This is a genomic window from Aeromonas sp. D3 (assembly GCF_027705025.1).
Lineage (GTDB): Bacteria > Pseudomonadota > Gammaproteobacteria > Enterobacterales > Aeromonadaceae > Aeromonas > Aeromonas salmonicida.
In genome coordinates, this window is record NZ_JAPDBE010000016.1 from 46,428 (window position 1) to 70,498 (window position 24,071).

Genomic DNA, 24,071 nt, shown 5'->3' on the forward strand with positions numbered 1-24,071 from the left:
GCTTGCGATGAGTCGGAAAGCCAGTGCCCTCAGGGTTCGTCCTGGCAGTGGGTGGCGCCATGTCGCCTCGGGCAGTTGGCGCAGAGCTCGCCATCGCGGCGTTTGTAGTGCAGGCAGCAGCGCTGGCGCACATAACCGGGGGACAGCGTATCGGCCGGGATCGATGCCGGACGCCACCCCACCAGATGCTCGGCTGGCAGGCCACAGGCGGCGAGCCAGCGCGGCGCATGTTCGCTCACCTGCTCACGGCTGACATGGGTGAAAAAGTCTGGCACCCGCACCAGGGCCGCCAGCAGATCATCGGCCAGCAGCGGGCGCACAAAACCCGGTCTGAGTCGCTGCACCCCGCCCAGCAGCGCGAACAGCGCCTGCCAGTGGGCTTGCAGCCGCTCGCCAGCCACCTTGATCAACAGACTGACGTCCCCCTTGATCATGGGCTCGGCCGGCAGGGTAAAACCGGATACCACGCCATCCTGATAGTCCTGCCCCATGCGATCGACGGCGGGGACGGCGCCCAACCGATAAACAGCCGCCATGGTCAGATAGAGGGATTGCCAGCAGAGCATTCCCCAGCTGCGGGTCAGCCAGTAGGCCGGCCCCGCCTCAGGGTGCGCAAGCCGCCAGTGATCATATAGCGCCGCCGCCACCTCGGCCGGGGTTGAATGGGGGGGAGCCGCCAGCAGATGAGGCCTGTCCCCCACTCCCGCCAGCCGCCCCCTGAGCGAAGGAATAACCCCGGCAGCGACGGCAAACAGGGCCCCATGATCCGCAAGCGCACTAGCCTGTGTATCCGTGGTCAGTTCCTCAAGCCCACCAGCCCCGGTGAACTGGCGATTGTCGCGGACTGCCAGTGGTGCAGCGGGCCCCGGGACTGGCCCGGGGCGCAGGGTCAGAATACGTATTTGAGTCGCGCCTCCACATTGCGCTCTGCCCCGAACCAGCAGTTGTTCTGGTCATAGCAGGAGTAGTAGGTCTTGTTAAAGAGGTTGCTGGCACTCACCGAGGCCTCCACCCCCTTCAGACGCTGGCTGAGTTGGGCCAGATCGTAGGACGCCGCCATGTCCATCAGCAGGTAATCCGGTACCCTGTCCGTGTTGGCAGCATCAAGCTGTGCCTCCCCCACGTAACGCAGACCCGCCCCCAGCCGTAAACCGTTATCCAGCTGGTAGTTGCTCCAGAGGGATGCCATCTGTTTGGGCACCCAGACCGGGGTCTTGCCCTGCAGGCTGGTGGTATCGCGGGTGATCTCCATGTCCTGGCGGGTATAACTCAGCGCCAGATCCAGCTGGCTGGTGAGGTCGACTCGTCCCTCCAGCTCGACGCCCCTGGAGACCATCTCTCCGGTCTGCAGCTTGGGCCCGTAGACGTTGTCCGGATCCGTCACCAGCGCATTTTGCTTGGTGATGTGGAAGACCGAGGCGGTAAAGGTCTTGCTCATGTCCTCGGAAAGATACTTGACCCCCCCCTCCCACTGATGGCCCGTAGCAGGGTCAAAAGCCTTGCCGCTCTTGTCCGCCCCCGCTACCGGCTCGAAGCTCTCGGCATAGCTCACATAGGGCGAGAGGCCATGATCCAGCTCGTACAAGGCGCCGAGGCGCAACGAGAGGTTGTCCTGATCAATCTGGGCCAGGGTGTTGCTCGCCGCTCCCTGATAGAGGGTCTGGCTGTCGGTGTCCATCCGGTAGCTGTCGTAGCGGGCACCGCCTATGGCCACCAGCCGGTCGAGTCGCACCTGATCCTGCAGATAGACGCCGGTCTGGGACTGGCGAATGGTCTTGCTGTCCTGATAGTTGAAGGTGAGCGCTCCCGGCACTATCTGGCTGTGGTTCGGGTTGAAGATGTCGATGGCGGGGGCGGAATAGTCGAGGGTGTCCCGGTAGAGAATACGGGCATCCAGATACTGGTAATCGACCCCGAGCAACAGGTTGTGCCGGGCGCTGCCGGTCATCACCTTGCCTGCCAGCTGGTTGTCGATGACAAAGCCTCTGGAGTCTTCATCGGTCAGATAGGCATTGCGGGCCAGAGTGCGGTGGTCCGCCGCCAGCGCTGCGTTATAGGTGTTCTGCTGGTTGGCCGAGGCGTCCATGTAGCGGGCATTTTGCAGCAGTTGCCAGTTGTCGTTGAAGTCGTGGCTCAGCTTGTAGCCAAGCAGGGTCACCTCCCGGCTGTAGTGGTTCCAGTTCTCGTCGCCGAGGAAGCTGTCACTGCCAAGCTGGCCCAGGGGATTGGACTTGACCGAGCCGCTGGCCGGCACCGTGGTGTAGATGCCCGCTTGTGGGTCTTTCTGGTAGTAGAGGTTCAGATTCAGCAGGGTGCGATCACTCAACTGCCAGTCCAGCGATGGCACGAACACATAGCGCTCCTCCTGTGAGGTCACCGCCTGCCCCTCCTTCTGGCGGGCCAGTCCCACCACACGATAGGCAAGTTGCTCATTGATGGCGCCCGTGCTGTCTAGGGTCAGCTCCTTGAGGGTGCCGGTGCCCGTCGCCACGCTGAGGCTGTGTCTGGCCTCACGTTGCGGCCGCTTGGCAATGAGGTTGACCATACCACCCGGCGGCATGCTGCCGTAGAGCACCGAGGTCGGCCCCTTGAACACCTCCAGCTGCTCGATGGCCACCGGATCTATCTGGGGTTGCAGGTTCCAGTCGTTGTATTGCAACAAGAGGCCGTCGTAGAAGTTCTGGTAGTTGTCAAAGCCACGGATATTGAACAGGTCCAGCCGGTTGACCGCCCCACCGCGCAGCTCGGTATTGACGCCGGGCACGTAGCGCAGTGCCTCGCTCACCGAGCTCACACCACGCTGCTCCAGGGTCTCGCCGTCCACCACTGAGATGGCCTGGGGCGTCTCCATGGGGTCGAGCCGGGTCTTGGTCGCCGTGTTGCGATAGGTCTGGCCCAGTACCGTCAGGGTTTCATCGGCCACCGCGCCTTGCGCATTGGGCGTGGGGGCGGCCAGCACGGGGCCGGCCAACAGGGCGGAGATGGTCGCGGCGACCAGGGTCAATGGGGGGTGAACAAGTTGCATCTAATCCTCGACTGCTTGGCACAAGTTAATGGTAACAAATCTCATTTGCATTTTATTGTGCAAATTTGCTCTCGAATTAACAATTTGGGGCATGTCGGCAGGAAGAAGGGCAAACGAGGGGCAAGAAAAGCCCCATACGACGACCTTTGATGTCGATGGAGAAAGACCTTGAATTCAAATGGCTATCTTTTCTAAAGGCAGGCTTTAATGAGATGGCGGCCAATGGCGGGACGCCACAGTGCGTGATACAGGCCGGACGATGGGCGCCCTGCAGCTAAACAGCTCACACTGTTCAGCCCTGGCGGGGGGCTATGGGCAACCAGTACTCCATGTGGGCATCGGGTTGCAGACCATCGAAGCCTAAGGCGTAACGCTCCAGCTCGAAACCATCCAGCCCCCGATAACCCGAGGCGGGCAGCCAGTGCAGGATGAACCAGTTGAGGGTCTGCCCCAGCTGGCTGATGGGGCCGACGTGGGTAAGCACGGCGTACTCCTGGGGCGGAATGGCCAGACGAGCCAGCCCGCTCGGCGGCTTGCTCCCCTCCTCTGCCGCCACGCCCGCCCAGTAGGCCAGCTGCTCCCCCGCCCCTGACACATCTACCACGCCGATCAGATCGCGGGCCCTGTCCAGGCCGCCGGCACTGCGCAAGGCACGCCAGATGGCGGGCACCGTCTGCTGAAAATCGGGCGAGCTGGCAAAGAGCCCGCGGATCAGTCCCTTGACCCCCTGCAGCATGAAACCCGGCTGGCTCTCGACCCTTACCTGCACCAGTCGGGGAGTATTGGCAAGCGGCATAGGCGCTCGCACCAGCGGGGTGCGCAATCCCAGCCGCAGACCCCGTTTGCGATAGGCCAGCGGCGAGCAGCCGAACTGCTGCTTGAAGGCACGGCTGAAGCTCACCTCGGAACCAAATCCGTAGTTCAGCGCCAGATCCAGCACCCGCTGGCGGCTAGAAAGCAGCGCCTCCGCCGCCAGGCTCAGCTTGAGCTCGCGCACATAGTGGGCCACCGTCAGCCCTGTCTCGTGCAGGAAGACCCGCTGCAACTGCCAGCGCGACCAGCAGCTCTGCTCGGCCAGCTGCTCCAGCGACAATGGCTGATCCAGATGCCCGTGGATGTAGTCGAGCACCCGCTCGATGCGGGTGAAATGGGCGCTCGCCTGTGGCGCTGGGCCAGGGGATGCGAGGGGGAAGGTCGGTGTCATTGGGTGGTCGGGATCGCTGCCAGCAGAGGGGCACGCTCGCCCAAGTGGCCACATTAAACATGGCCGCGGCCCCGGCGGCAAGTGGTCTGCTGCCACCGGCGAACAGCGCACGCCCTGTTTGTGGCTCAACCCCGCGCGCTCACCTATGCCTTCAACGAGACCGTCAAGCCAGGTTGTCAGACTGTCACAAAAGTGACGCGTTTCCCTGTCAGATTGTTTGAAAACAAATATATCAATTAGATTTGAAAGCCCATAAAGTCCTCGTTCGAATCTTTTTCAGGGAGAGCCAAGATGAAAAAAGTTGCCTTGATCACCGGAGCCCGTGGCGGCATCGGATCCGCCATCACCACTGCCTTGCTGGCTCAGGGGTATCGCATCATCGCCACCCACTCCAGCGGCAACAGTGTGGCGGCCCACGACTGGTACGGGGAGCAGGGCTATCGCCCGGATCAGGTGCGGCTGCTGCCGCTGGACGTGGCCGACACCGCCATGTGCCGCGAGACCCTGGGTCGCCTGTTGCAAGACGAGGGCCGGGTGGACGTGTTGGTCAACAACGCCGGCATCACCCGGGATGGCGCCTTCAAGCGCATGGCGCCGGAGCAGTGGTTCGAGGTGATCCACACCAATCTGTGCAGCCTCTACAACGTGACCCAGCCGCTGTTCGACGCCATGTGCGAACAGCGCGATGCCCGCATCATCAACATCTCCTCGGTCAACGGCCAGAAGGGACAGTTCGGTCAGGTCAACTACTCGGCGGCCAAGGCGGGCATGCTGGGCTTTACCAAGGCGCTGGCGGCGGAGGGGGCCCGCTTCGGGGTCACGGTCAACGCCATCGCCCCCGGTTACACAGCCACCCCCATGGTGGAGGCGATCCGCAGCGATATCCTCGACAGCATCAAGGCCGACATCCCCATGCGCCGCCTCGCCAAGCCGGAGGAGATCGCCGCCGCCATGGCCTTCCTCGCGAGCGAAGCGGGCGCCTATATCACGGGGGAAACCCTGGCCATCAACGGCGGCCTCTATATGAAATAGCGCCGGGCTCAAGGCGAATGACTGAGGGCAGCCAACAGGCTGCCCTCTGTGTTTGCAAGTCGGGACGAGACAGTTGCCACCCGGCTCAGGGGCGCGCCGGCACGGCCCCCGAGGGCTCGGCGAAGTGGCTGCGCAGGGCCGTGATCACCCGCCGCACCTTCTCCGGGATCTCCCGCTGCGGGGTGATGGCGTGGATCTCCATGGGCGGCACCCGAAAGCCCGGCAGCAACTCCAGCAGCCAACCCTGGGCGAGATCCTCGGCGATTTCCCCCTCGGGTTGCAGCGAGACCCCCTGCCCCGCCAGGGTGAACTGGCGCAGCGGCAGCACATTGTTGCACACCACCCTGGGCTTGGGTTTGACCTTGTGGCCCTGCCCCTTGTCGTCGAAGAAGGTCAGGCCCCCGCTCAGCATGTCCGCCGCCAGCCAGTCGTGTTCCAGCAGATCTGCCGGACTGCGCGGTGTGCCCTTGCGCGCCAGATAGGCGGGCGAGGCACACAGCAGCATACGGGTCTGACCCAGCTTGCGCGCCACCAGGCTGGAGTCGGAGAGGGTACCGACCCGCAGCGCCACGTCGATGCGCTCGGCGATGAGATCCCGCTTCTCGTCGTCGGCGATGATCTGGATGCACAGGCCGGGATGGGCCTGCAACAGCGGCGACAAGGCCCGCGCCAGCGGCTGGCCCGCCATCCCCACGGGCGCCGTGATCCGCACCTCACCGAGCAGGCTGTCGCGCACCTCGGAAAGGCGCAGCTCAGTCTGGTTCAGCGTCTGTTGCAGCGACTGGCACCCCTGCCACACCACTTCCCCCGCCTCGGTCAGATTGAGGCGACGGGTGGAACGGTGCAGCAGGGTGAGGCCGAGCAGGCTCTCCAGCTGGCTGATATGCTGACTGACGGCGGAGGGGGTCATGCCAAGGGCCTTGGCGGCACCCGTCATGCTGCCCGCCTCCACCACGGCGGCGAAGATGGCGTAACGTCTGAGCTGCTCCATTATTAATTCCAGCTTACAAGTGTATCAATTTTACAGTCGATTATTAAATCACATTTGGCGGAGTAGGATAGCCCCATTCCAACAGTGAAGGAGAATCACCCATGAAAATTGCCCTGATCGGTGCCAGCGGTTTTGTCGGTACAGCCATCCTCAATGAAGCCGTCAGCCGCGGCCATCACGTCACAGCCATCGTCCGCGATGTCAGCAAAGTCGCTGCCCACCCGCAGGTCACCGCCGTGGCGGTAGATGCCCAAAACCCACAGGCACTGGCCGAGGTGCTCAAGGGGCACGACCGGGTGATCAGCGCCTACAACCCGGGCTGGACCGCACCGGACATCTACGACCAGTACCTCAAAGGGGCCAAGGCCATAGTCGCGGCGGCCGTGACCGCCCACAGCTGGTTGCTGGTGGTCGGTGGTGCCGGCAGCCTGGAAATCGCCCCCGGCGTACAGCTGGTGGATACCCCGGACTTCCCGGCCGAGTGGAAACAGGGCGCCCTGGCGGCCCGCGACGGTCTCACCGCCCTGCGCCGTGAAACCACCCTCGACTGGCGTTTCGTCTCCCCGCCCGTGTTCCTCGAACCCGGCGAGAAGCGCGGTGGCTATCACCTCGGTGGCGATCAGGTGCTCTTCAGCGGTGACAAGCCTGCCGGGATCACGGTCGGCGATCTGGCCGATGGCGTGCTGAACGAGGTGGAAAAACCGGCCCACCTGCGCCAGCGCTTTACTCTGGGTTACACAGCCTGACCTCTTCGCGCAGTATTATTCAGATAACAGCGTCAGCTTGAACCCCACGGGGGCAGATATCCAAGGCTGGATGTGTTAGCCAAGGATATGTGCCCCTTTTTGCCAATAGACACCCTGACATGATTGCTGTCGCCATACACTCCCTTCACTGCAAGAACACACGCATACACGCCTTGTTAAAGATGTAACATCTTGGTTTCGTGATGCTTTCAAATCCAGTAAAGTAGCCACTCATTCATCATATCTGCATCAGGGAAAGGAGCGAGTGATGGATCATTTCGGGTCAATTCTATTGTTGTTGGCTGTAGCCATAGCCGTGGTTGTCACCTTTCAACGGCTGCATATACCAACCAGCCTTGGCTATTTATTGGTTGGTATTATTCTCGGACCCCATACCATTGGTTATACGGTTTCTGTTCCTGAGCTAACCACACTGGCCGAATTTGGTGTCGTCTTTCTTCTGTTTGCAATAGGCCTTAACTACTCACTCCCCCAATTAGCCGTACTGCGGCACCAGGTACTTGGACTCGGTACCGGTCAGGTTGTATTGACGACCTTGTTGGTCAGTCTCGTGAGCTGGTTGGCTGGTCTTTCTGTTGCTGCGGCGTTTGTGTTTGGCGCTGTCTTTGCACAATCCTCCACCACTATCATGGCCAGCTTGTTGACTGAGCAAAGAGAAGAAAACTCCCAGCATGGTCGCTTTGGGTTGGCAATTTCGGTGTTTCAGGATGTCACCGCCGTCCCCTTTCTGGTCATTATCCCCGTGCTGGGCAGTGCAGTAACAGCTGATGTACTGATCGGTACCCTTGGCTGGGCACTCGCCAAAGCTGTGTTGGCCTTGGTCCTGGTGTTTATTGTTGGCCGCTGGCTACTACGTCCATTGTTTCATCTGGTGTCCGAGCGGCACTCCATGGAGATGTTTACCCTTGCAGTGCTCCTGGTTGCCTTGCTCGCAGCCTGGACCACGAACAGCCTTGGTCTTTCCCTGGCCTTTGGTGGTTTCCTGGCTGGCATGATGCTGGGCGAGACTGAATTCCGCCATCAAGTGGAATCAAGCATACGGCCTTTTCGTGATGTCCTGCTGGGCCTCTTTTTCATTGGTATCGGTATGCGCTTTGATCCCGCATCACTCTCCTCAATCTGGATATGGGCACTACTTGGTGCCCTACTGATCCTGACCAGCAAGATTGTGATTGTCGCGCTGATGTTGCGCCGTGTGAAGGCCGAAACGGATGTAGCCTGGCGCACAGGCTTGTTGCTCAGCGTAGGTGGCGAGTTCGGGCTCGCTCTGGTTGCTATCGCCCTGGATGCCCGAGTGCTCGATATGAGATTGGGTCAAATTGCCATTACCTCAGTACTAGTCTCGATGGTACTCGGCGCCATCCTTATTCGTTTTAACGGATATATCGTCAGCAAGTTGGTGAAAAAATCGCCACCTCAGCGCGAAGCGGACCCGCTTCTGCTGGTAAGGCAAGTACCAAATCAAGTCATTATTGGTGGTTATGGGCGTGTGGGTCACACCATAGCTGTGTTACTACATTCAAGTGGAATCCCGTTTCTGGTGTTTGACAGGGATGCCAAACGCGTCGCTCATGGCCGAGAAATAGACAATCATCCCGTCTTCTATGGTGATATTTCAGATCCAGAGCTACTCGCGGCCATACATGTGGAGTGTGCGTCTCTGGTAGTGGTGACTGTTGACGACTCCGAAACCGCTTTGACGACCATCGCCTATCTGCGCAGAACCTGTCCGCAGGTTCCTGTGGTAGCGCGAGCCCGAGACCTTGAAACCAGCAATCTCCTGCTTGAGGCTGGCGCACTGCAAGCCTATCCAGAAATTATCGAAGCGAGTCTGCACCTTGGCGAAACCGCATTGAGAATATTGGACATCCCTGATGCGGATATTAGCCAGGTCATTCAAAATGTGAGAGATTGTGGTTATAAACCAGTGCTGGAAGATGAGTGAAAATAGCAAATATACGCGCGACTGACGCTTGCCTTGGCACGTGGTACTAATCGGTCATTTCAGCAGGAGGATTACGATGAAACTGTTCAAACGTATCGCATTCGTGCTCAGCAATCACGGCCAAGAGGCGCCAGAACCTGCCCTATTACGAGCTGTTGAACTGGCCAAAACTAATCAGGCTGAATTGACATTATTAAAAGTAATCCCTTCTTTTTCATCATTTTTGGCCTTTAGCAGCGATGAACAGACACTCCAGCGAAAATTCATTGAGCAAGAGGAAACCATGTTGGCACAGCTGGTAGCCTCTCTTGATAAAAATATCTGCATCAAGACTCTGCTGTTAACTGGAAAACGCTACATCGAAACAATCCACCAAGTACAGATTCATGGATTTGATCTGGTTATGAAAGAGCCTGATCAGCTCGATTGGCTTGATCGACTTTTTGGTAGTGATGACATGCATTTATTAAGAAAATGTCCCTGCCCGGTATGGTTGGTGAAAAGGAGTGACACCACAGAATGTAAACAGATCCTCGCGGCTGTTGCATTTGATGACGATGAACAAACCCATAACGATGAATTGAATGTAGCAATCCTTGAGTTTGCGAGTTCACTGTCTCTTTCAGATTTTGCAACACTGCATGTACTAAATAGCTATGAAACCCCTGAAGCTGGCTTTATCAGCCTTTGGGCTGAAAATCCCGAGAAGGTGGAAAAAGACATGTTGGAGTCAGAACACATGACGAGAACCGGTAAGATGCGGGGACTCATGGATAAACTAAAAGCCAGGATAGGAAATGACTCATTCCAGTTTCTTTCTCCTCGTACCTATATCATCCCAGGCTCTCCCGATCGGGAAGTACCTAAAATGGCAGCAAAGCTCAATATTGATTTAGTGGTCATGGGCACGGTCGCGCGCACCGGGATTGCTGGCGTTATTATCGGTAACACAGCAGAGAGCGTATTGTCACAATTGAACTGTTCTGTGTTTGCGATAAAGCCGAAAGGGTTTGTTTCTCCCCTTTCTGTGCCGCGTAATTGATAACAGAGGACAGGGTTCACCACTGTCGGAAAGACGAGGTTTGGCGCATAACAAGCAGGGAGGCATCAGCCTCCCTCATCTTTTACTATCCAACCTCATATGGCTACTCTGGCGGCGACTGATTGCACTTCTTACCCTGGCGGCAAAGGCGCACCTAGCCTGCTGACAACACAAACAGCACACTCACCTTCGGCCGCTCAATAAACACCCACCCGAATTAGCATCGAATTCTATTTCGATTTTTGTATATAACTAAGAATAATTTGTTGCTTCCGTCTTATAACGCCGAACAGTAGCATCACCCTCAATCCAAATGGCGCCATCTTTACCGGTCGGCCCGGTGTGTCACCACCGACCCGCGCTGTCATGTTTGCACTGAGTCGTCGGGATGCCCCGGTACTCAGAAAATGAGGAGGTGCACATGGAACATTCACCACTGCCGATCATCGATCTCGCCGCCCTTGGTGGCGACCCCGCGACTCGTCGCCAGATGCTGGCCAAGCTTGGCCGGGCGGCCCGCGACATCGGCTTTTTCTATCTGACAGGCCATGGCCTGAGCGAGACTCAGCAGAAAGAGACCCTGGCGCTGGCGGCCCGCTTCTTCGCCCTGCCGGAGCAGGAAAAACGGGCAGTGCAGATGGTACACTCCCCCCATTTTCGCGGTTACAACCAGGTGGGCGCCGAACTCACCCGCCAGCGGCCGGACCGGCGCGAGCAGTTCGACATCATGAATGAGGCACCTGCGCTGGCAAAAGACGAGATCCATGCCCCCTGGCAGCGACTGATAGGCCCCAACCAGTGGCCCGCCGCCCTGCCCGAGATGAAAACGCAGCTGCTGGCCTGGCAGGAACGGCTGAGCGACATCACCCTCACCCTGCTCGGCGCCTTCGCCGAGGTGCTGGCGCAGCCGCAAGGCGTGTTCGATGCCAGCATTCGCGGCAAGCCCTACCAGCACATGAAGCTCATCCACTATCCGGGGCGCGAAGCAGGCAGCAGCAGCCAGGGAGTGGGCGCCCACAAGGATCCCGGCTACCTGACCCTGGTGATGCAGGACGATCACTCCGGACTCGAAGTGGAGACGGCGGCAGGCTGGATCCCGGCCCCCCCCCTGCCGGGGGCCCTGGTGGTCAACATCGGCGAGTTGCTGGAGCTGGCCTCCAACGGCTACCTCAAGGCCACCCTGCACAGGGTGGTGAGCCCGCCGCCGGGGGTATCGCGCCTCTCCTGCGCCTTCTTTATGGCAGCGCGGCTCGATGCCACTGTGCCGCTGCTGACCCTGTCGCCGAGTCTGGCGGCGCAGGCGCAAGGCCCCGAGAGCGACCCCGCCAACCCACTCTTCTATCAGGTGGGGGAAAACGTGCTGAAAGGACGGTTGCGCTCCCACCCCGACGTGGCGGCGCGCCACTATACCGCCGACCCGGCGTCAGCCAACGAACAGATGGCAAGCGGGCAGACGACAAGCAGCGAGCGGCGCGAACCGCAGCCAGCCTGACTCTGCCATACCTATTAAACGGGGGACGCCGTGGCGTCCCGCCACCCGGATGACACAAGCAGTTAAGCCACAGCCTGGCAATGACGGAGTAATAGAATGAAATTCAAGACAATGAGCGTGCACAGCGGCCAACGGATCGATCCCCAGACCGGCGCCCTCACCACACCGCTTTACCAGAGCAGCACCTTCAGCTACTTCAATGCCCAGGCGGGCAAGGAGCGTTTCGCAGGTCAGGCCCCCGGCTTCATCTACAGCCGCTTTGGCAATCCCACCACAGCCGAGCTGGAGCAAAAACTGGCTGCGCTGGAGGGCGCCGACGAGGCGTTGGTGGTGGCAAGCGGCATGGCGGCGGTGAGCGCCATCATGTATGCCCTGGCCGACAGCGGCGATGAGGTGGCCTACATAGGTCCGCTCTACGGCGGCACAGATGCGTTTCTCAAGCAGACTTTCAGCCGCGCCGGCATCAAGGTCACCGCCTATGAGAGCGATCAGGATCTGCTGGCCAACATTCGTCCCGCCACCAAGGTGGTACTGTTCGAAACCCTGACCAACCCCACCCTCAAGGTGGTGGATCCACGAGTGGTAGTGGAAGCGGCCCGCAAGGTGGGTGCCATCAGCGTGTGTGACAACACCTTCCTCACCCCCTATCTGCTGCGCCCGCTCGAGCTTGGCATCGACATAGTGATGCACAGCGGTACCAAATATCTGGGCGGCCACGGCGACATCATCGCCGGGGTAGTGGCCGGCTCCCACGCGCTGATGAAATCCATCCGCACAGTGGCGCTCAAGCACATCGGCTCCCCCATAGGCCCGCAGGAGGCTTACCTGCTGCAGCGCGGGGTCAAGACCCTGCCCCTGCGCATGGATGCCCACCTGCACAACGCGCAGAAAGTGGCCGACTTCCTGGCCGCTCACCCGGCGGTGAAGAAGGTGATCTACCCGGGCCTCGTCAGCCACCCGGGCCACGATGCCCTCGGCGCCTTCGCCAGCGGCTTTGGCGGCATGGTGAGCATAGAGCTTGAAGGGGGCTTTGCGCGCTGCGCCACCCTGCTCGACAACCTGCAACTGTTCGTGCAGGCGGTCAGCCTCGGCGATCTCGAGAGCCTGGCCTGCCATCCGGCCAGCACCACCCACGCCGCCATGGACGAAGCGAGCCGTCTCGCCGCCGGAGTGAATGACGATCTCATCCGCTTCAGCATCGGCGTGGAGGACGCCGACGATCTGATCGCCGATCTGGCGGCGGCGCTGTCCCTCGTCTGACGGACAAAGGCTAACCTTTACGGCTGACAGACAATCTGACGTACAAAGAGCCCGCCCCATCGCTGTGATGGGGCGGGCTCTTTTATGGCTGCCTGACCTGCCGGCACGAGGTGATGGCGTGGCGAGCCAACCGTCGATGTCAGAAACCGAGCGCCACCCGTTGTACCGGCCAGCCCAAGGTCGCCAGTTCAGGGGCCAGTCTCTTGGCATCCCCCACGACCACTATCACCATGTCATCGGGATCGAGCCAGCGCCGGGCAAGGTCTCTCAGAGTCAACGCCGACAGCTGGCTGACCGCCTGCACTCGCTGCTCCACGTAATTTTGCGGCCATTTATCCAGCAAGATGGGCAACATGTAATCCACCTCCTGGGGCAGTGTCTCGTAATCCAGCGCCTGGCGGTTGAGCACACCTTCACGCAGGGTTCTCACCTCCAGCCGGGTGGGGCCCTGCCGCTGGTATTTATCGAGCTCCTGCAAGATCTGCTGCAAGGCGGCCCGGGTGACGTCGGTACGCACACTGCTCTCCAGCAAGAAATGACCCGCCTTGCTGTTGCCATTGAATGAGGGGTGGATGCCATAGGTATACCCCAGCTCTTCCCGCAGCCGAATATGAAGACGATCCGTCAAAGAAGCATTCATCAACCGGGCCAGAAACTGCTCGCCAACCGCATCGCTCGCCATGGCACGACGGCCCATGCGAACAAGGCTCTGGCTGGCACCGGGATTGTCCACCAGATAGATGGCGCGTCTGGCCTGCTGGCCGGTAAACCCGAGAGGCTGCAGAGTGGGCGACTGCCCCTCTGGCTCAACCAGAAAAGAGAGTGCACTCATCACCTTCTCCTGCGCCAGATCGCCGCTCACTACGACCCGGGCCTCACCGCTGCGATACACGGAGTGATAGAAGGCTCGCACGTCATCCAGGGTCAGCGTCTGCCACTGGGCCTGCGGATCCGGCACCCTGGCCAGCCCGTCGATCAGCGCATAAAACTGCTGGTCGGCCTGCCACTGCGGATCCCTTGCCTGTTGTTTCAGCCATTGCCGGGTCTCGAGCTTGATGCGCTGGAAGTCCGTCGGGCGCAAGGCGGGCTGAAGCAGCAGCTCCCGCACCAGGGCCAGCGTCTCATCAAAGTGGGAGGTCACGCCCTGTATCCAGACAGTGCTGTGGCTACCGTCATGACCAAAACTGAGTCTGGCGCCCAACTGACGCACTCGCTCCTCAATGGAGGCAAGCTGCCAACGCTCGCTGCCCTGGAAGAGCATGCCGGCTGTCAGCTCCGCCAGTCCGGCCTTGCCATCCGGCTCGGCCCTGCGTCCGCCGGGCCAGTGTATGCTCATGGCAAAGGCCGGCACCTCGTCGCTGTAGTGACCGAGCAGTGAGACCCTATCCCCCAGGCTGGCTTGCCACAGGGTCGGTATGGGCACCGCCAGAGCCCCGCCACTTGCGGGCATCTTGCGCCTGTCGAGAGTTTCTTCGACAAGACGAGGGGCCAGCCGGGTGTGGGACAAGGTCGGTGGCAAGGGGGGCGGCTCGACAAAATTGGCAGGATCTGCCTGCCATTCGAGGTGATCCCCGGGCACTACGCTCAGCACCACCCTGGGTTTTTGCAGTACATAACGTTGCAGCACCCGCTGCAGATCGGCGGGGGTTACCCTGGCTATTCGCTCGAGATAGCGATGAAAATAATTGGGATCCTGAAACAGGCTATGCCCGGTACTCAACTGCTCGGCCTTGCCGGCCACGCTGTCGAGCGACCAGATGAGATCGGCACGCAAGGCATTGGCCGAGTGGTCGATCTGGGCTTTGGAGGCCCCATCCCGAGCAAAACGGGCGATGACATTGTCTATTTCGTTCTTGATGGGCCCAAGCTCCGCCCCCTGCGCCAGATTGGGGATCGCCCTGATCACCAGCATGCAGGCGAGCACACCGCACTCATGGTTGGCAAAGACAGACACCAGCTTGCCACTTTGTTGCAGCTGCTGTTGCAGCACGCCACTGGCTGAGCCACCCAATTGATCGGCCAGCAGGTCCAGGGCTTCAAAACCGGGTTCCCGGGCAGAGACGGTGGGATAGGCCAGCACCAGCATGGGCTCAGCGACCTGATCAACCAGGGTACGGTAGCGGCTCTTTTTCAGGGCAACAGGCGGGGTCACTGAACGGGACAGCTTGGGGCCTGCAGGCAGGGTGCCGAAATACCGTTCGACCCAGGCCAGGGTTTGCGCCGGCTGGATATCGCCACCTATCACCAGAGTGGCGTTGTTGGGGCCATACCAGCGCAGGAAGAACTGGCGAACATCCTCCAGAGTGAGACGATCCAGATCCTCGACTCGCCCGAATGGCGTATTGAAGTAGGGGTGATTGGGTGGATAGAGGGTCCGATTCAGCACCTCCGGCACCCGACCATAGGCTGGCCCGTCGACAAACTCGGCGCGCTCGTTTTTGGCGACGTCACGCTTGGCATCAAACTTCTGCTGATAGAGGTTATCGAGCAGGAAGCCCATCCGATCCGACTCCAGCCAGAGCACTTTTTCCAACTGGTTGGCCGGCACCGTCTGGTAATAGCGGGTCTGATCCCGCGTCGTCAGCCCGTTGATGCCACGCCCCCCCACCTGTTGCAACAGACGGGTATGCCCCAGCTTCCCCACGTGGGCCGAGCCCTGGAACATCATGTGTTCAAAGAGGTGGGCCATACCGGACTGACCCGGCGCCTCTTCGGCCAACCCGACCCGATAATTCATCTCTACATAGACCAGAGGATCGGAGTGATCCGGCGTCAGGATCACCGTCAGGCCATTATCCAGCCGATATTGCTGATAAGGGACGATCAGCGGATTGCTGCCCTTTTTCTGCTCCTTGACCAGCACTGGGCCTGCCAGGGCAACAACACTGAAGAAATACAATACACTCCACACGACTCTCATGTTATGTCCCAATTCTCAAGCCTGAACATTATTATTGTTTTCTGTTGTTGCACTTATTTCATATTTTTCATATTCATATCAGTCGCCAGCTGCGCCGCTATTTATCTGCTTATCCGCAGGGATATCTGGCCATGGTGCCTGATCAGCACGCCCTCGCCTCACTGACAGCCACATGGATGCCACATGGATGCATAGTTTCGTGGTGACATATCGGCATACAGGCGGGCACGAGGGGCCAAGGCCGCCAGTGTAATCAATCGGAGTCTTGAGGGATATCCCGCGGGCGCCCTCATTTGTAACAAACCATAAGATGACAAGGGCCGTAGCTTAATAGCGGCCAGCCCGTCCATTATTTCAAATAAAGATGAATCATCCCTGCTTTCGGCAACTCAGGCCGTGAACGGATACTGCATGAAAAATAGTGAAACATGGCTATTGAGCCAGAGAAAAATAATGGGTTGCGAAGTGATGCCACCCGTTCACTTAATAACGAAGCTATCGGTGTCAATACAAAGGGCAACACAGCCGACATAGCCCTGGCTGGCACACAGCATCGATATAAAAAGAAGCAAAAAAACAGGGGGCCTGAGCCCCCTGTCCTTTCATTATCCATTGTCTATCAACTTCAGCCACGTGCTAGCAGTATGTTGAGCATGCGGCGCAGGGGCTCGGCGGCGCCCCACAGCAGCTGGTCACCCACGGTGAAGGCGGCCAGGTATTCCGGGCCCATGTTGAGCTTGCGCAGACGACCCACCGGAATGCTGAGGGTGCCAGTAACGGCCGCCGGAGTCAGCTCGCGTGCGGTGATATCGCGATCGTTGGGGATCACTTTCACCCAGTCGTTGTGGGCAGCCAGCAGGGCTTCGATCTCCGCCAGCGGCACGTCTTTTTTGAGTTTGATGGTAAAGGCCTGGCTGTGGCAACGCAGGGCACCGATCCGCACGCACAGACCATCCACCGGAATGGCGGCATCTTCGATCCCCAGGATCTTGTTGGTCTCGGCCTGGCCCTTCCACTCTTCGCGGCTCTGGCCGTTGTCGAGCTTGGTGTCAATCCAGGGGATGAGGCCACCGGCCAGCGGTACGCCGAAGTTGTCCACCGGCAAGGTGCCGGAGCGGGTCTTCTCGGTGATCTTGCGCTCTATGTCGAGGATGGCAGACGCGGGATCCGCCAGCTCCACCGCCACTTCGTCGCGCAGCAGGCCCATCTGGGTGACCAGCTCGCGCATGTGACGCGCGCCACCGCCCGATGCAGCCTGATAGGTCGCCACACTGACCCACTCCACCAGATCGGCCTTGAACAGGCCACCCAGGGCCAGCAGCATCAGACTGACGGTGCAGTTGCCGCCGACGAAGGTCTTGAGCCCCTTGTCCAGCGCCTGTTCGATAACGTCGCCGTTGACCGGATCCAGTATGATGACGGCGTCTTTTTCCATCCGCAGGGAGGAGGCGGCGTCAATCCAGTAACCTTGCCAGCCAGCGGCCTTCAGGCGGGGATAGACATCCTTGGTGTAGTCGCCGCCTTGCGCCGTGATGATGATATCCTGCTTGGCCAGCGCCGCGATATCGAAGGCATCCTGCAAGGTACCGGCATCCACGCCGAAGTTGGGGGCGGCCTCACCGGCCTGGGAGGTGGTGAAGAAGGTGGGTTGAATACGGGCAAAATCCTTCTCTTCCTGCATCCGGCTCATCAATACCGAGCCCACCATGCCACGCCAACCGACCAAACCTACTTTTTTCATAATGTCCTACCCTGGATAGCTGTTATAGAAACTGTGTATTGAAACCCGTAACCCCTTGTCCGACGCGGGCCGTTCACAAGTAGATTACAAAATACGTGTTGCGAAAAATGCGTCTGTCCACATTACGGATTGTGACGGCGGGTGCAAGTCGAATTGCGCAATATTCTGTGCCGTTCGCTGCAATATCCGCCAGCCCGCCGTAGCCTTGGCCGCCAAGCGGGTATCCCCCAGCGTCTTGCGCAAGGTTGGCGCGGGATCAACACAGGGGCTCCCGGGTGCCAATCCTGTTTTTTGCCTGCCAAACGGGCTGACCCCTGCTATTATCTGCGGCCAAACATGAGCCAATAAAAATCAGGATATTGTGATGACCGACCACACTTTTATTCCCGGCAAGGACGCGGCACTGGAAGACTCCATCGACCGTTTCCAGACCAAGCTGCAAGCCCTGGGGTTTGATATTGAAGAGGCCTCCTGGCTCAACCCTGTGCCCAACGTCTGGTCCGTGCACATCCGGGACAAGGAGTGCGCCCTCTGTTTCACCAACGGCAAGGGTGCCAGCAAGAAGGCGGCTCTCGCCTCCGCCCTTGGCGAATATTTCGAACGCCTCTCCACCAACTACTTCTTCGCCGACTTCTATCTGGGCGAGCAGGTGGCGAACGGTGATTTCGTTCACTACCCGAACGAGAAGTGGTTCCCCATCGAGGGTGACCAGTTTCCGGCCGGTCTGCTCGACCCCTTCACCCGCAAGTTCTACAACCCGGACGGTGAAGTGACCGCCGACATGCTGGTGGATCTGCAGTCGAACAACGAAGAACGCGGCATCGTCGCCCTGCCCTTCGAGCGCCAGTCTGACCACGAGACCGTCTATATCCCGATGAACATCATCGGCAACCTCTATGTCTCCAACGGCATGAGCGCCGGCAACACCCGCACCGAAGCGCGCACTCAGGCACTCTCCGAAGTGTTCGAGCGCCACGTGAAGAACAAGATCATCGCCGAGGCCCTGAGCCTGCCACTGATCCCGGACGAGGTAATTGCCCGTTATCCGGGGATTGCCGCCTCCATCGCCGCACTCGAGGCCGAAGGCTTCCCCATCTACAGCTTCGATGCCTCCCTGGGCGGCCGTTATCCGGTCATCTGCGTGGTGCTGCTCAACCCGAGCAACGGCACCTGCTTTGCCTCCTTCGGCGCCCACCCGCGCTTCGAAGTGGCCTTCGAGCGTACCGTCACCGAGCTGCTGCAAGGCCGTGGTTTGAAGGATCTGGACGTGTTCGTGCCGCCGTCATTCGACAATGAGCAGGTGGCGGATCACCATAATCTGGAAACCCACTTCATCGACTCCTCCGGCCTCATCAGCTGGGATCTGTTCAAGCAGGATACGGACTTCGAGTTTGCTGACTGGGATTTCCGCGGCACCTCCCAGGAGGAGTTCGACCACCTGATCGGCATCTTCCACGAGCTGGAGCAGCCGGTCTACATCGCCGACTATGAGCATCTGGGCGTCTACGCCTGCCGTATTCTGGTGCCCGGCATGTCCGACATCTATCCGGCCGAAGACTTGCTGCTTGCCAACAACAACATGGGTGCCAACCTGCGGGAAGTGATCCTGGCGCTGCCGTCCCTGGAGTGGGAAAGCGATCAGTACATGGCGTTGTTCGATCAACTGGACGAAGAAGGGCATGACGAGCGTACCCGGGTGCGCGAGCTGCTCGGCATCGCCGCCGCCAAGGGCACAGCCCTGCACACTCTGCGGGTGGGCGAGCTCAAAGCCATGCTGGCGCTGGCCGCCGGCGAGCTGGAGACGGCGCTGGATCTCATCGACTGGACCATGGAGTTCAACCAGTCCGTGTTCCCGGCGGATCGCGCCAACTATTACCGTGCGCTGCGCGCCTGTGTCGAGCTGTTCATCGACGAGGAGCGTGATCCTGAGCAGTACCGCGCCGTCTTTACCCGCATGTACGGGGAAGAGACCCTGGCCCATGCCTGGGCCAACGCCCGCGGTGAAGCGCGCTTCCACGGACTGGAGGCGGCGGATCTGTCGCTCGCCCAGTTCCCGCTGCACCAGAAGCTGCTGGCCGCTTACGATAAACTGCAAAAAGCCAAACGAGCCCATAGCTGGGCCTGATGTGATAGTCTGTTGAAGGGGCCTTGATGGCCCCTTCTGTTATATGGCGCCCTGGCTAGGGGATTGTTATTCAAAGATGAAATAAAAAACAAAAAATACCCCTAAGGGGATTGGCAGCCAAGGGGGCATGATGCGGAACGGATGCAAAGATGCCTTGCCAGTGCCTGTTTTATGGCTTGACAAAGAAATTCTTTAAAATCATTGCATTAAAAAAGCACCATTTCTGTTTCAGCTGAAACCTGGTGTAAAGAACGGCTTCCAGAGGACTCAAATATTTGTAGTAAAATTACATTCACAATCTGCAATTCTTGATCGGAGTCAATTTTGACGATCTGGCCCTTTGTTATGATTTCCACAGGCAAAACAGCAGGTACATGAGAATTGAAAGCAGAATCTCCCTTTGATTGTCTCAAGCCAGAAGCCATCGCAGCATTGGCAGAAGACATCACCTATGCCAAGGCTACCAAGCCTGCACACAAGGTCATCCCCCTGGCCATCACAGCAGGCGCTTTCATCGCCATCGCGTTTGTCTTTTTCATCACTGTCACTACGGGTGCCGGCGATGTGGCCTGGGGCCTCAGCAAACTGGTCGGTGGCCTCTGTTTCTCCCTCGGTCTTATTCTGTGTGTGCTGCTCGGCGCCGAGCTGTTCACCTCCACGACCCTGACGCTGGTGGCCAAGGCTGCCAACCGCATCACCTGGGGTCAACTGCTCAAGAACTGGGGGCTGGTCTACTTCGGCAACCTCATCGGCGGTCTCATCATAGTCGCGCTAATCATAATGTCGGCCGAGTACACGGCGGCAAATGGTCAATGGGGCCTCAATGCCCTGAAAGTGGCCCAGCACAAGATCCACCACACCTTCTTCGAGGCCCTCGCCCTCGGTATTCTCTGCAACCTCATGGTGTGTCTCGCCGTGTGGATGGCCTTCGGTGCCCGCAGTGCAACCGACAAGGTGATGGTCATGCTGCTCCCGGTGGCCATGTTCGTGGCATCCGGTTTCGAGCACAGCATCGCAAACATGTTTATGATCCCGGTCGGTATCGCTATCCATAGCGTCGCAGGCCCGGAATTTTGGCAGGCCATCGGCCAGGATCCGGCGACCTTTGCCGATCTGACCGTATCCAACTTCGTCCTACACAACCTCATTCCTGTCACCATAGGTAATATCATTGGTGGTGGCGTCATGGTTGGTCTGACTTACTGGTTTATCTTCCGTCGTCATCATTAAGGATGATTGCGGGATACTACATCAATACCGTGTGAGGTAATGAAAATGGCAGAACTTAACGAACAGTTCCAAAAAGCATGGGAAGGCTTCGCGGCCGGTGAATGGCAGACTTCTGTCAACACCCGTGACTTCATCCAGAAGAACTACACCCCGTATGAAGGTGACGAGTCCTTCCTGGCTGGCGCGACCGAAGCTACCACCAAGCTGTGGGACAAGGTCATGGAAGGCATCAAGATCGAGAACCGCACCCATGCGCCGGTCGATTTTGATACCGACCTGCCCTCCACCATTACCGCTCACGATGCCGGCTATATCGATCAGAGCCTGGAGCAAATTGTAGGTCTGCAGACCGACAAGCCGCTCAAGCGCGCCATCATCGCCAACGGCGGTATCAAGATGGTCAAGACCTCTTGCGAAGTGTACGGTCGTCAACTTGACCCCATGGTCGAGAAGATCTTCACCGAGTACCGCAAGACTCACAACCAGGGCGTGTTCGACGTTTACACCAAGGACATCCTGAACTGCCGCAAGTCCGGCGTCATCACCGGTCTGCCGGATGCCTACGGTCGTGGCCGTATCATCGGTGACTACCGTCGTGTTGCCCTGTACGGCATCGACTTCCTGATGGCCGACAAACTGGCCCAGTTCAAGTCCCTGCAAGCTGATCTGGAAAACGGCGTCAACCTGGAAGCCACCATCCGTCTGCGCGAAGAGATCTCCGAGCAGCACCGTGCCCTGGCACAGATGAAGGTCATGGCTGCCAAATACGGCTGCGATATCTCAGTACCGGCCAAGAACGCCAAAGAAGCCGTACAGTGGACCTACTTCGCCTACCTGGCGGCAGTCAAGTCCCAGAACGGTGCCGCCATGTCCTTCGGTCGTACCTCCAGCTTCCTGGACGTCTACATCGAACGTGACCTGAAAAAAGGCGTGCTCACCGAGCAAGAAGCCCAGGAGCTGATGGACCACATGGTCATGAAGCTGCGTATGGTTCGCTTCCTGCGTACTCCTGAATACGATTCACTGTTCTCCGGCGACCCCATGTGGGCAACCGAGACCCTGGCTGGTATGGGCGTTGATGGCCGTACCCTGGTCACCAAGAACAGCTTCCGTATGCTGAACACCCTGTACACCATGGGCCCGTCTCCTGAGCCGAACCTGACCATACTGTGGTCCGAGCAGCTGCCAATCGGGTTCAAGAAGTACTGCGCCAAGGTATCTATCGAGACCTCTTCCGTTCAGTACGAGAACGACGATCTGATGCGTCCGGACTTCAACAACGATGACTACGCCATCGCTTGCTGCGTGTCCCCGATGATCGTCGGCAAACAGATGCAGTTCTTCGGTGCCCGTGCCAACCTGGCCAAGACCATGCTGTATGCAATCAACGGCGGTATGGACGAGAAACTCAAAATCCAGATCGGTCCCAAGACCGAAATGGTCAAGAGCGAGTACCTCGACTACAACGACGTGATGGATCGTCTGGATCACTTCATGGACTGGCTGGCCAAGCAGTACGTGGCTGCCCTGAACATCATCCACTACATGCACGACAAGTACAGCTACGAAGCCTCCCTGATGGCGCTGCACGACCGTGATGTCTATCGCACCATGGCTTGCGGCATCGCCGGTCTGTCTGTTGCGGCTGACTCCCTGTCTGCCATCAAGTATGCCAAGGTCAAGCCGGTTCGTGACGAAGATGGCGTTGCCATCGACTTCGAAATCGACGGCGAATACCCGCAGTTCGGTAACAACGACGCTCGCGTCGATGACATCGCCTGTGACCTGGTTGAACGCTTCATGAAGAAAATTCAGAAGCTGAACACCTACCGTGGCGCCGTGGCGACCCAGTCCGTACTGACCATCACCTCCAACGTCGTGTATGGCAAGAAGACCGGTAACACCCCGGATGGTCGTCGCTCAGGCGCGCCGTTTGGCCCGGGTGCCAACCCGATGCACGGTCGTGATCAGAAGGGTGCCGTTGCTTCCCTGACGTCCGTTGCCAAGCTGCCGTTCGCTTACGCCAAAGATGGTATCTCCTATACCTTCTCCATCGTGCCGAACGCCCTGGGTAAAGACATGGAATCCCAGAAAGCCAACCTGGCTGGCCTGATGGACGGTTACTTCCATCACGAGTCCAATCTGGAAGGTGGTCAGCACCTGAACGTGAACGTGATGAACCGTGAAATGCTGCTGGACGCCATGGAAAACCCGGAGAAATATCCGCAGTTGACCATCCGCGTATCCGGTTATGCCGTTCGCTTCAACTCTTTGACCAAAGAGCAACAGCAAGACGTCATTACCCGTACCTTCACCGCTTCTCTGTAATCGCTTATTGGTAAGCAAGAGTCGCAGTGACTAAAAACCGGCGCCCAGGCGCCGGTTTTTTTATCCCTGCTTGCCAGCAGGCATCCACTCGAAAGGGATCTGACATCCCTCCCCCTTCACCCGGAAGTGACTGGGATGGATTCTCCCCTCACCCTACTGCCCGTCTCTTCCCTCTTTTCTGTGAAGCGAAAAGCCGCAACGAGCGCCATCGACTGGCCACCAGAGCACAGGCACAGCGCACTCGGTTCCCTCTCCCGCAAGGGAGGACCAGGGTGAGGCAAAGCCTGTGTATCGCTTGCGGCAAGCCGCCAGATAGCAGCAGGGGCAGAAGAGTATGACTCCCCTGCCCCTACGGCATATCAACAGCACTGTGGACCGGATAACGGCTTGGCTGACCTGGGTTCAACTCGCCCAGGTGATGATGTGATCGATCCACTCACCGGCATGGGCTTCGTGTATCACCTTGCCGCGCACAGACTGTCCCGCCTGATGCATGGCGGAGCGACTGCCGGTGATCAGCGGATGCCATTCGGGCAGGGTCTGCCCCTCGGCCAGCAACCGGTAGGCACAGGTCGAGGGCAGCCAGTCATACTCGGCAATCTTGTCGAATGTGATCTGCAGGCAATCAGGCTCTTTCTGGAAGCGGTTGCCGTAATCGGAACACTGGCAGGTCTTGGTATTGAGCAGATCGCAGGCGACGTTGGTGAACACCAGTTCGTCGGTGTCCTCGTCAATAAGCTTGTTCAGGCAGCACTTGCCGCAGCCATCGCACAGGGACTCCCACTCCGTCATGGTCATCTGCTGCAGGGTCTTTTCCTGCCAAAAAGGAGTTGGCTGCATTTTCTCGACTTGCTGCATGGAGGGGCTCGCTAAATAGACCAGTAAAGCGCGTGGTTATACGCCTTATGGCCCGATTTTTCAAGGTTGGCAACGGTCTGCGGTAAGCGTTGGGCTTCGCAGGTTCAGCCA

16 protein-coding genes are annotated in these 24,071 nt (G+C 59.0%); 9 read left to right on the forward strand and 7 right to left on the reverse strand.

What is annotated here, in order from left to right; translation table 11 throughout:
- Positions 1–29: 29 nt before the first annotated feature.
- From OKC28_RS11330 to OKC28_RS11340, 3 genes are all read right to left on the reverse strand, one after another.
- A complete protein-coding gene (locus tag OKC28_RS11330) occupies positions 30–800 on the reverse strand; it encodes a siderophore ferric iron reductase (RefSeq protein WP_059113382.1) in 771 nt (256 codons plus the stop codon).
- A gap of 89 nt (positions 801–889) precedes the next feature.
- On the reverse strand, positions 890–3,025 hold the full coding sequence (locus OKC28_RS11335; protein WP_059113381.1) for a TonB-dependent siderophore receptor: 2,136 nt from the start codon (positions 3,023–3,025) through the stop codon (positions 890–892).
- Between the two features lie 292 nt (positions 3,026–3,317).
- The gene (locus tag OKC28_RS11340) at positions 3,318–4,229 is read right to left on the reverse strand and encodes an AraC family transcriptional regulator (RefSeq protein ID WP_059113380.1); all 912 of its coding nucleotides are present in this window, start codon (positions 4,227–4,229) and stop codon (positions 3,318–3,320) included.
- Between the two features lie 291 nt (positions 4,230–4,520).
- On the opposite strand from OKC28_RS11340, the gene OKC28_RS11345 reads away from it, so the two are divergent.
- On the forward strand, positions 4,521–5,261 hold the full coding sequence (locus OKC28_RS11345) for an SDR family oxidoreductase (protein ID WP_256688236.1): 741 nt from the start codon (positions 4,521–4,523) through the stop codon (positions 5,259–5,261).
- Between the two features lie 85 nt (positions 5,262–5,346).
- Here the strand turns inward: OKC28_RS11345 and OKC28_RS11350 are convergent, their stop codons facing one another.
- The gene (locus tag OKC28_RS11350; protein ID WP_256688235.1) at positions 5,347–6,252 is read right to left on the reverse strand and encodes a LysR family transcriptional regulator; all 906 of its coding nucleotides are present in this window, start codon (positions 6,250–6,252) and stop codon (positions 5,347–5,349) included.
- A gap of 101 nt (positions 6,253–6,353) precedes the next feature.
- On the opposite strand from OKC28_RS11350, the gene OKC28_RS11355 reads away from it, so the two are divergent.
- The 5 genes from OKC28_RS11355 to OKC28_RS11375 all read left to right on the forward strand — a co-directional run bounded on the left by OKC28_RS11355 (position 6,354) and on the right by OKC28_RS11375 (position 12,758).
- Positions 6,354–6,998 (forward strand): NAD(P)-dependent oxidoreductase, encoded by a 645-nt coding sequence (locus tag OKC28_RS11355; protein WP_059113378.1) that lies wholly within the window; start codon positions 6,354–6,356, stop codon positions 6,996–6,998.
- Positions 6,999–7,266: 268 nt separating this feature from the next.
- Positions 7,267–8,964, forward strand: coding sequence for a cation:proton antiporter (locus OKC28_RS11360; protein WP_155602905.1), 1,698 nt, complete (start codon positions 7,267–7,269; stop codon positions 8,962–8,964).
- Between the two features lie 76 nt (positions 8,965–9,040).
- Positions 9,041–10,006 carry a universal stress protein gene (locus tag OKC28_RS11365; RefSeq protein WP_021140852.1) on the forward strand — a complete coding sequence of 322 codons (966 nt, stop codon included), beginning with the start codon at positions 9,041–9,043 and terminating at the stop codon, positions 10,004–10,006.
- A 421-nt stretch (positions 10,007–10,427) separates the two neighbouring features.
- Positions 10,428–11,498 carry an isopenicillin N synthase family dioxygenase gene (locus tag OKC28_RS11370; protein ID WP_155602906.1) on the forward strand — a complete coding sequence of 357 codons (1,071 nt, stop codon included), beginning with the start codon at positions 10,428–10,430 and terminating at the stop codon, positions 11,496–11,498.
- A gap of 96 nt (positions 11,499–11,594) precedes the next feature.
- A complete protein-coding gene (locus OKC28_RS11375) occupies positions 11,595–12,758 on the forward strand; it encodes a trans-sulfuration enzyme family protein (RefSeq protein ID WP_059114274.1) in 1,164 nt (387 codons plus the stop codon).
- Between the two features lie 139 nt (positions 12,759–12,897).
- Here the strand turns inward: OKC28_RS11375 and OKC28_RS11380 are convergent, their stop codons facing one another.
- Together OKC28_RS11380 and asd are read right to left on the reverse strand one after the other, a co-directional pair.
- The gene (locus OKC28_RS11380; RefSeq protein ID WP_155602908.1) at positions 12,898–15,678 is read right to left on the reverse strand and encodes a M16 family metallopeptidase; all 2,781 of its coding nucleotides are present in this window, start codon (positions 15,676–15,678) and stop codon (positions 12,898–12,900) included.
- A gap of 625 nt (positions 15,679–16,303) precedes the next feature.
- A complete protein-coding gene (gene asd, locus OKC28_RS11385) occupies positions 16,304–17,419 on the reverse strand; it encodes an aspartate-semialdehyde dehydrogenase (protein WP_125602200.1) in 1,116 nt (371 codons plus the stop codon).
- 364 nt (positions 17,420–17,783) lie between these two features.
- Between asd and ycaO the strand changes: the two genes are divergently transcribed.
- The 3 genes from ycaO to pflB all read left to right on the forward strand — a co-directional run bounded on the left by ycaO (position 17,784) and on the right by pflB (position 23,102).
- Positions 17,784–19,544, forward strand: coding sequence for a 30S ribosomal protein S12 methylthiotransferase accessory factor YcaO (gene ycaO / locus OKC28_RS11390; RefSeq protein ID WP_256688230.1), 1,761 nt, complete (start codon positions 17,784–17,786; stop codon positions 19,542–19,544).
- Positions 19,545–19,925: 381 nt separating this feature from the next.
- A complete protein-coding gene (gene focA, locus OKC28_RS11395; RefSeq protein WP_005310913.1) occupies positions 19,926–20,774 on the forward strand; it encodes a formate transporter FocA in 849 nt (282 codons plus the stop codon).
- 45 nt (positions 20,775–20,819) lie between these two features.
- Complete coding sequence (gene pflB / locus OKC28_RS11400) at positions 20,820–23,102, forward strand: formate C-acetyltransferase (RefSeq protein ID WP_005310911.1); 2,283 nt, start codon at positions 20,820–20,822, stop codon at positions 23,100–23,102.
- A gap of 402 nt (positions 23,103–23,504) precedes the next feature.
- Here the strand turns inward: pflB and OKC28_RS11405 are convergent, their stop codons facing one another.
- Complete coding sequence (locus OKC28_RS11405) at positions 23,505–23,942, reverse strand: YcgN family cysteine cluster protein (RefSeq protein ID WP_058394505.1); 438 nt, start codon at positions 23,940–23,942, stop codon at positions 23,505–23,507.
- Positions 23,943–24,071: the final 129 nt, after the last annotated feature.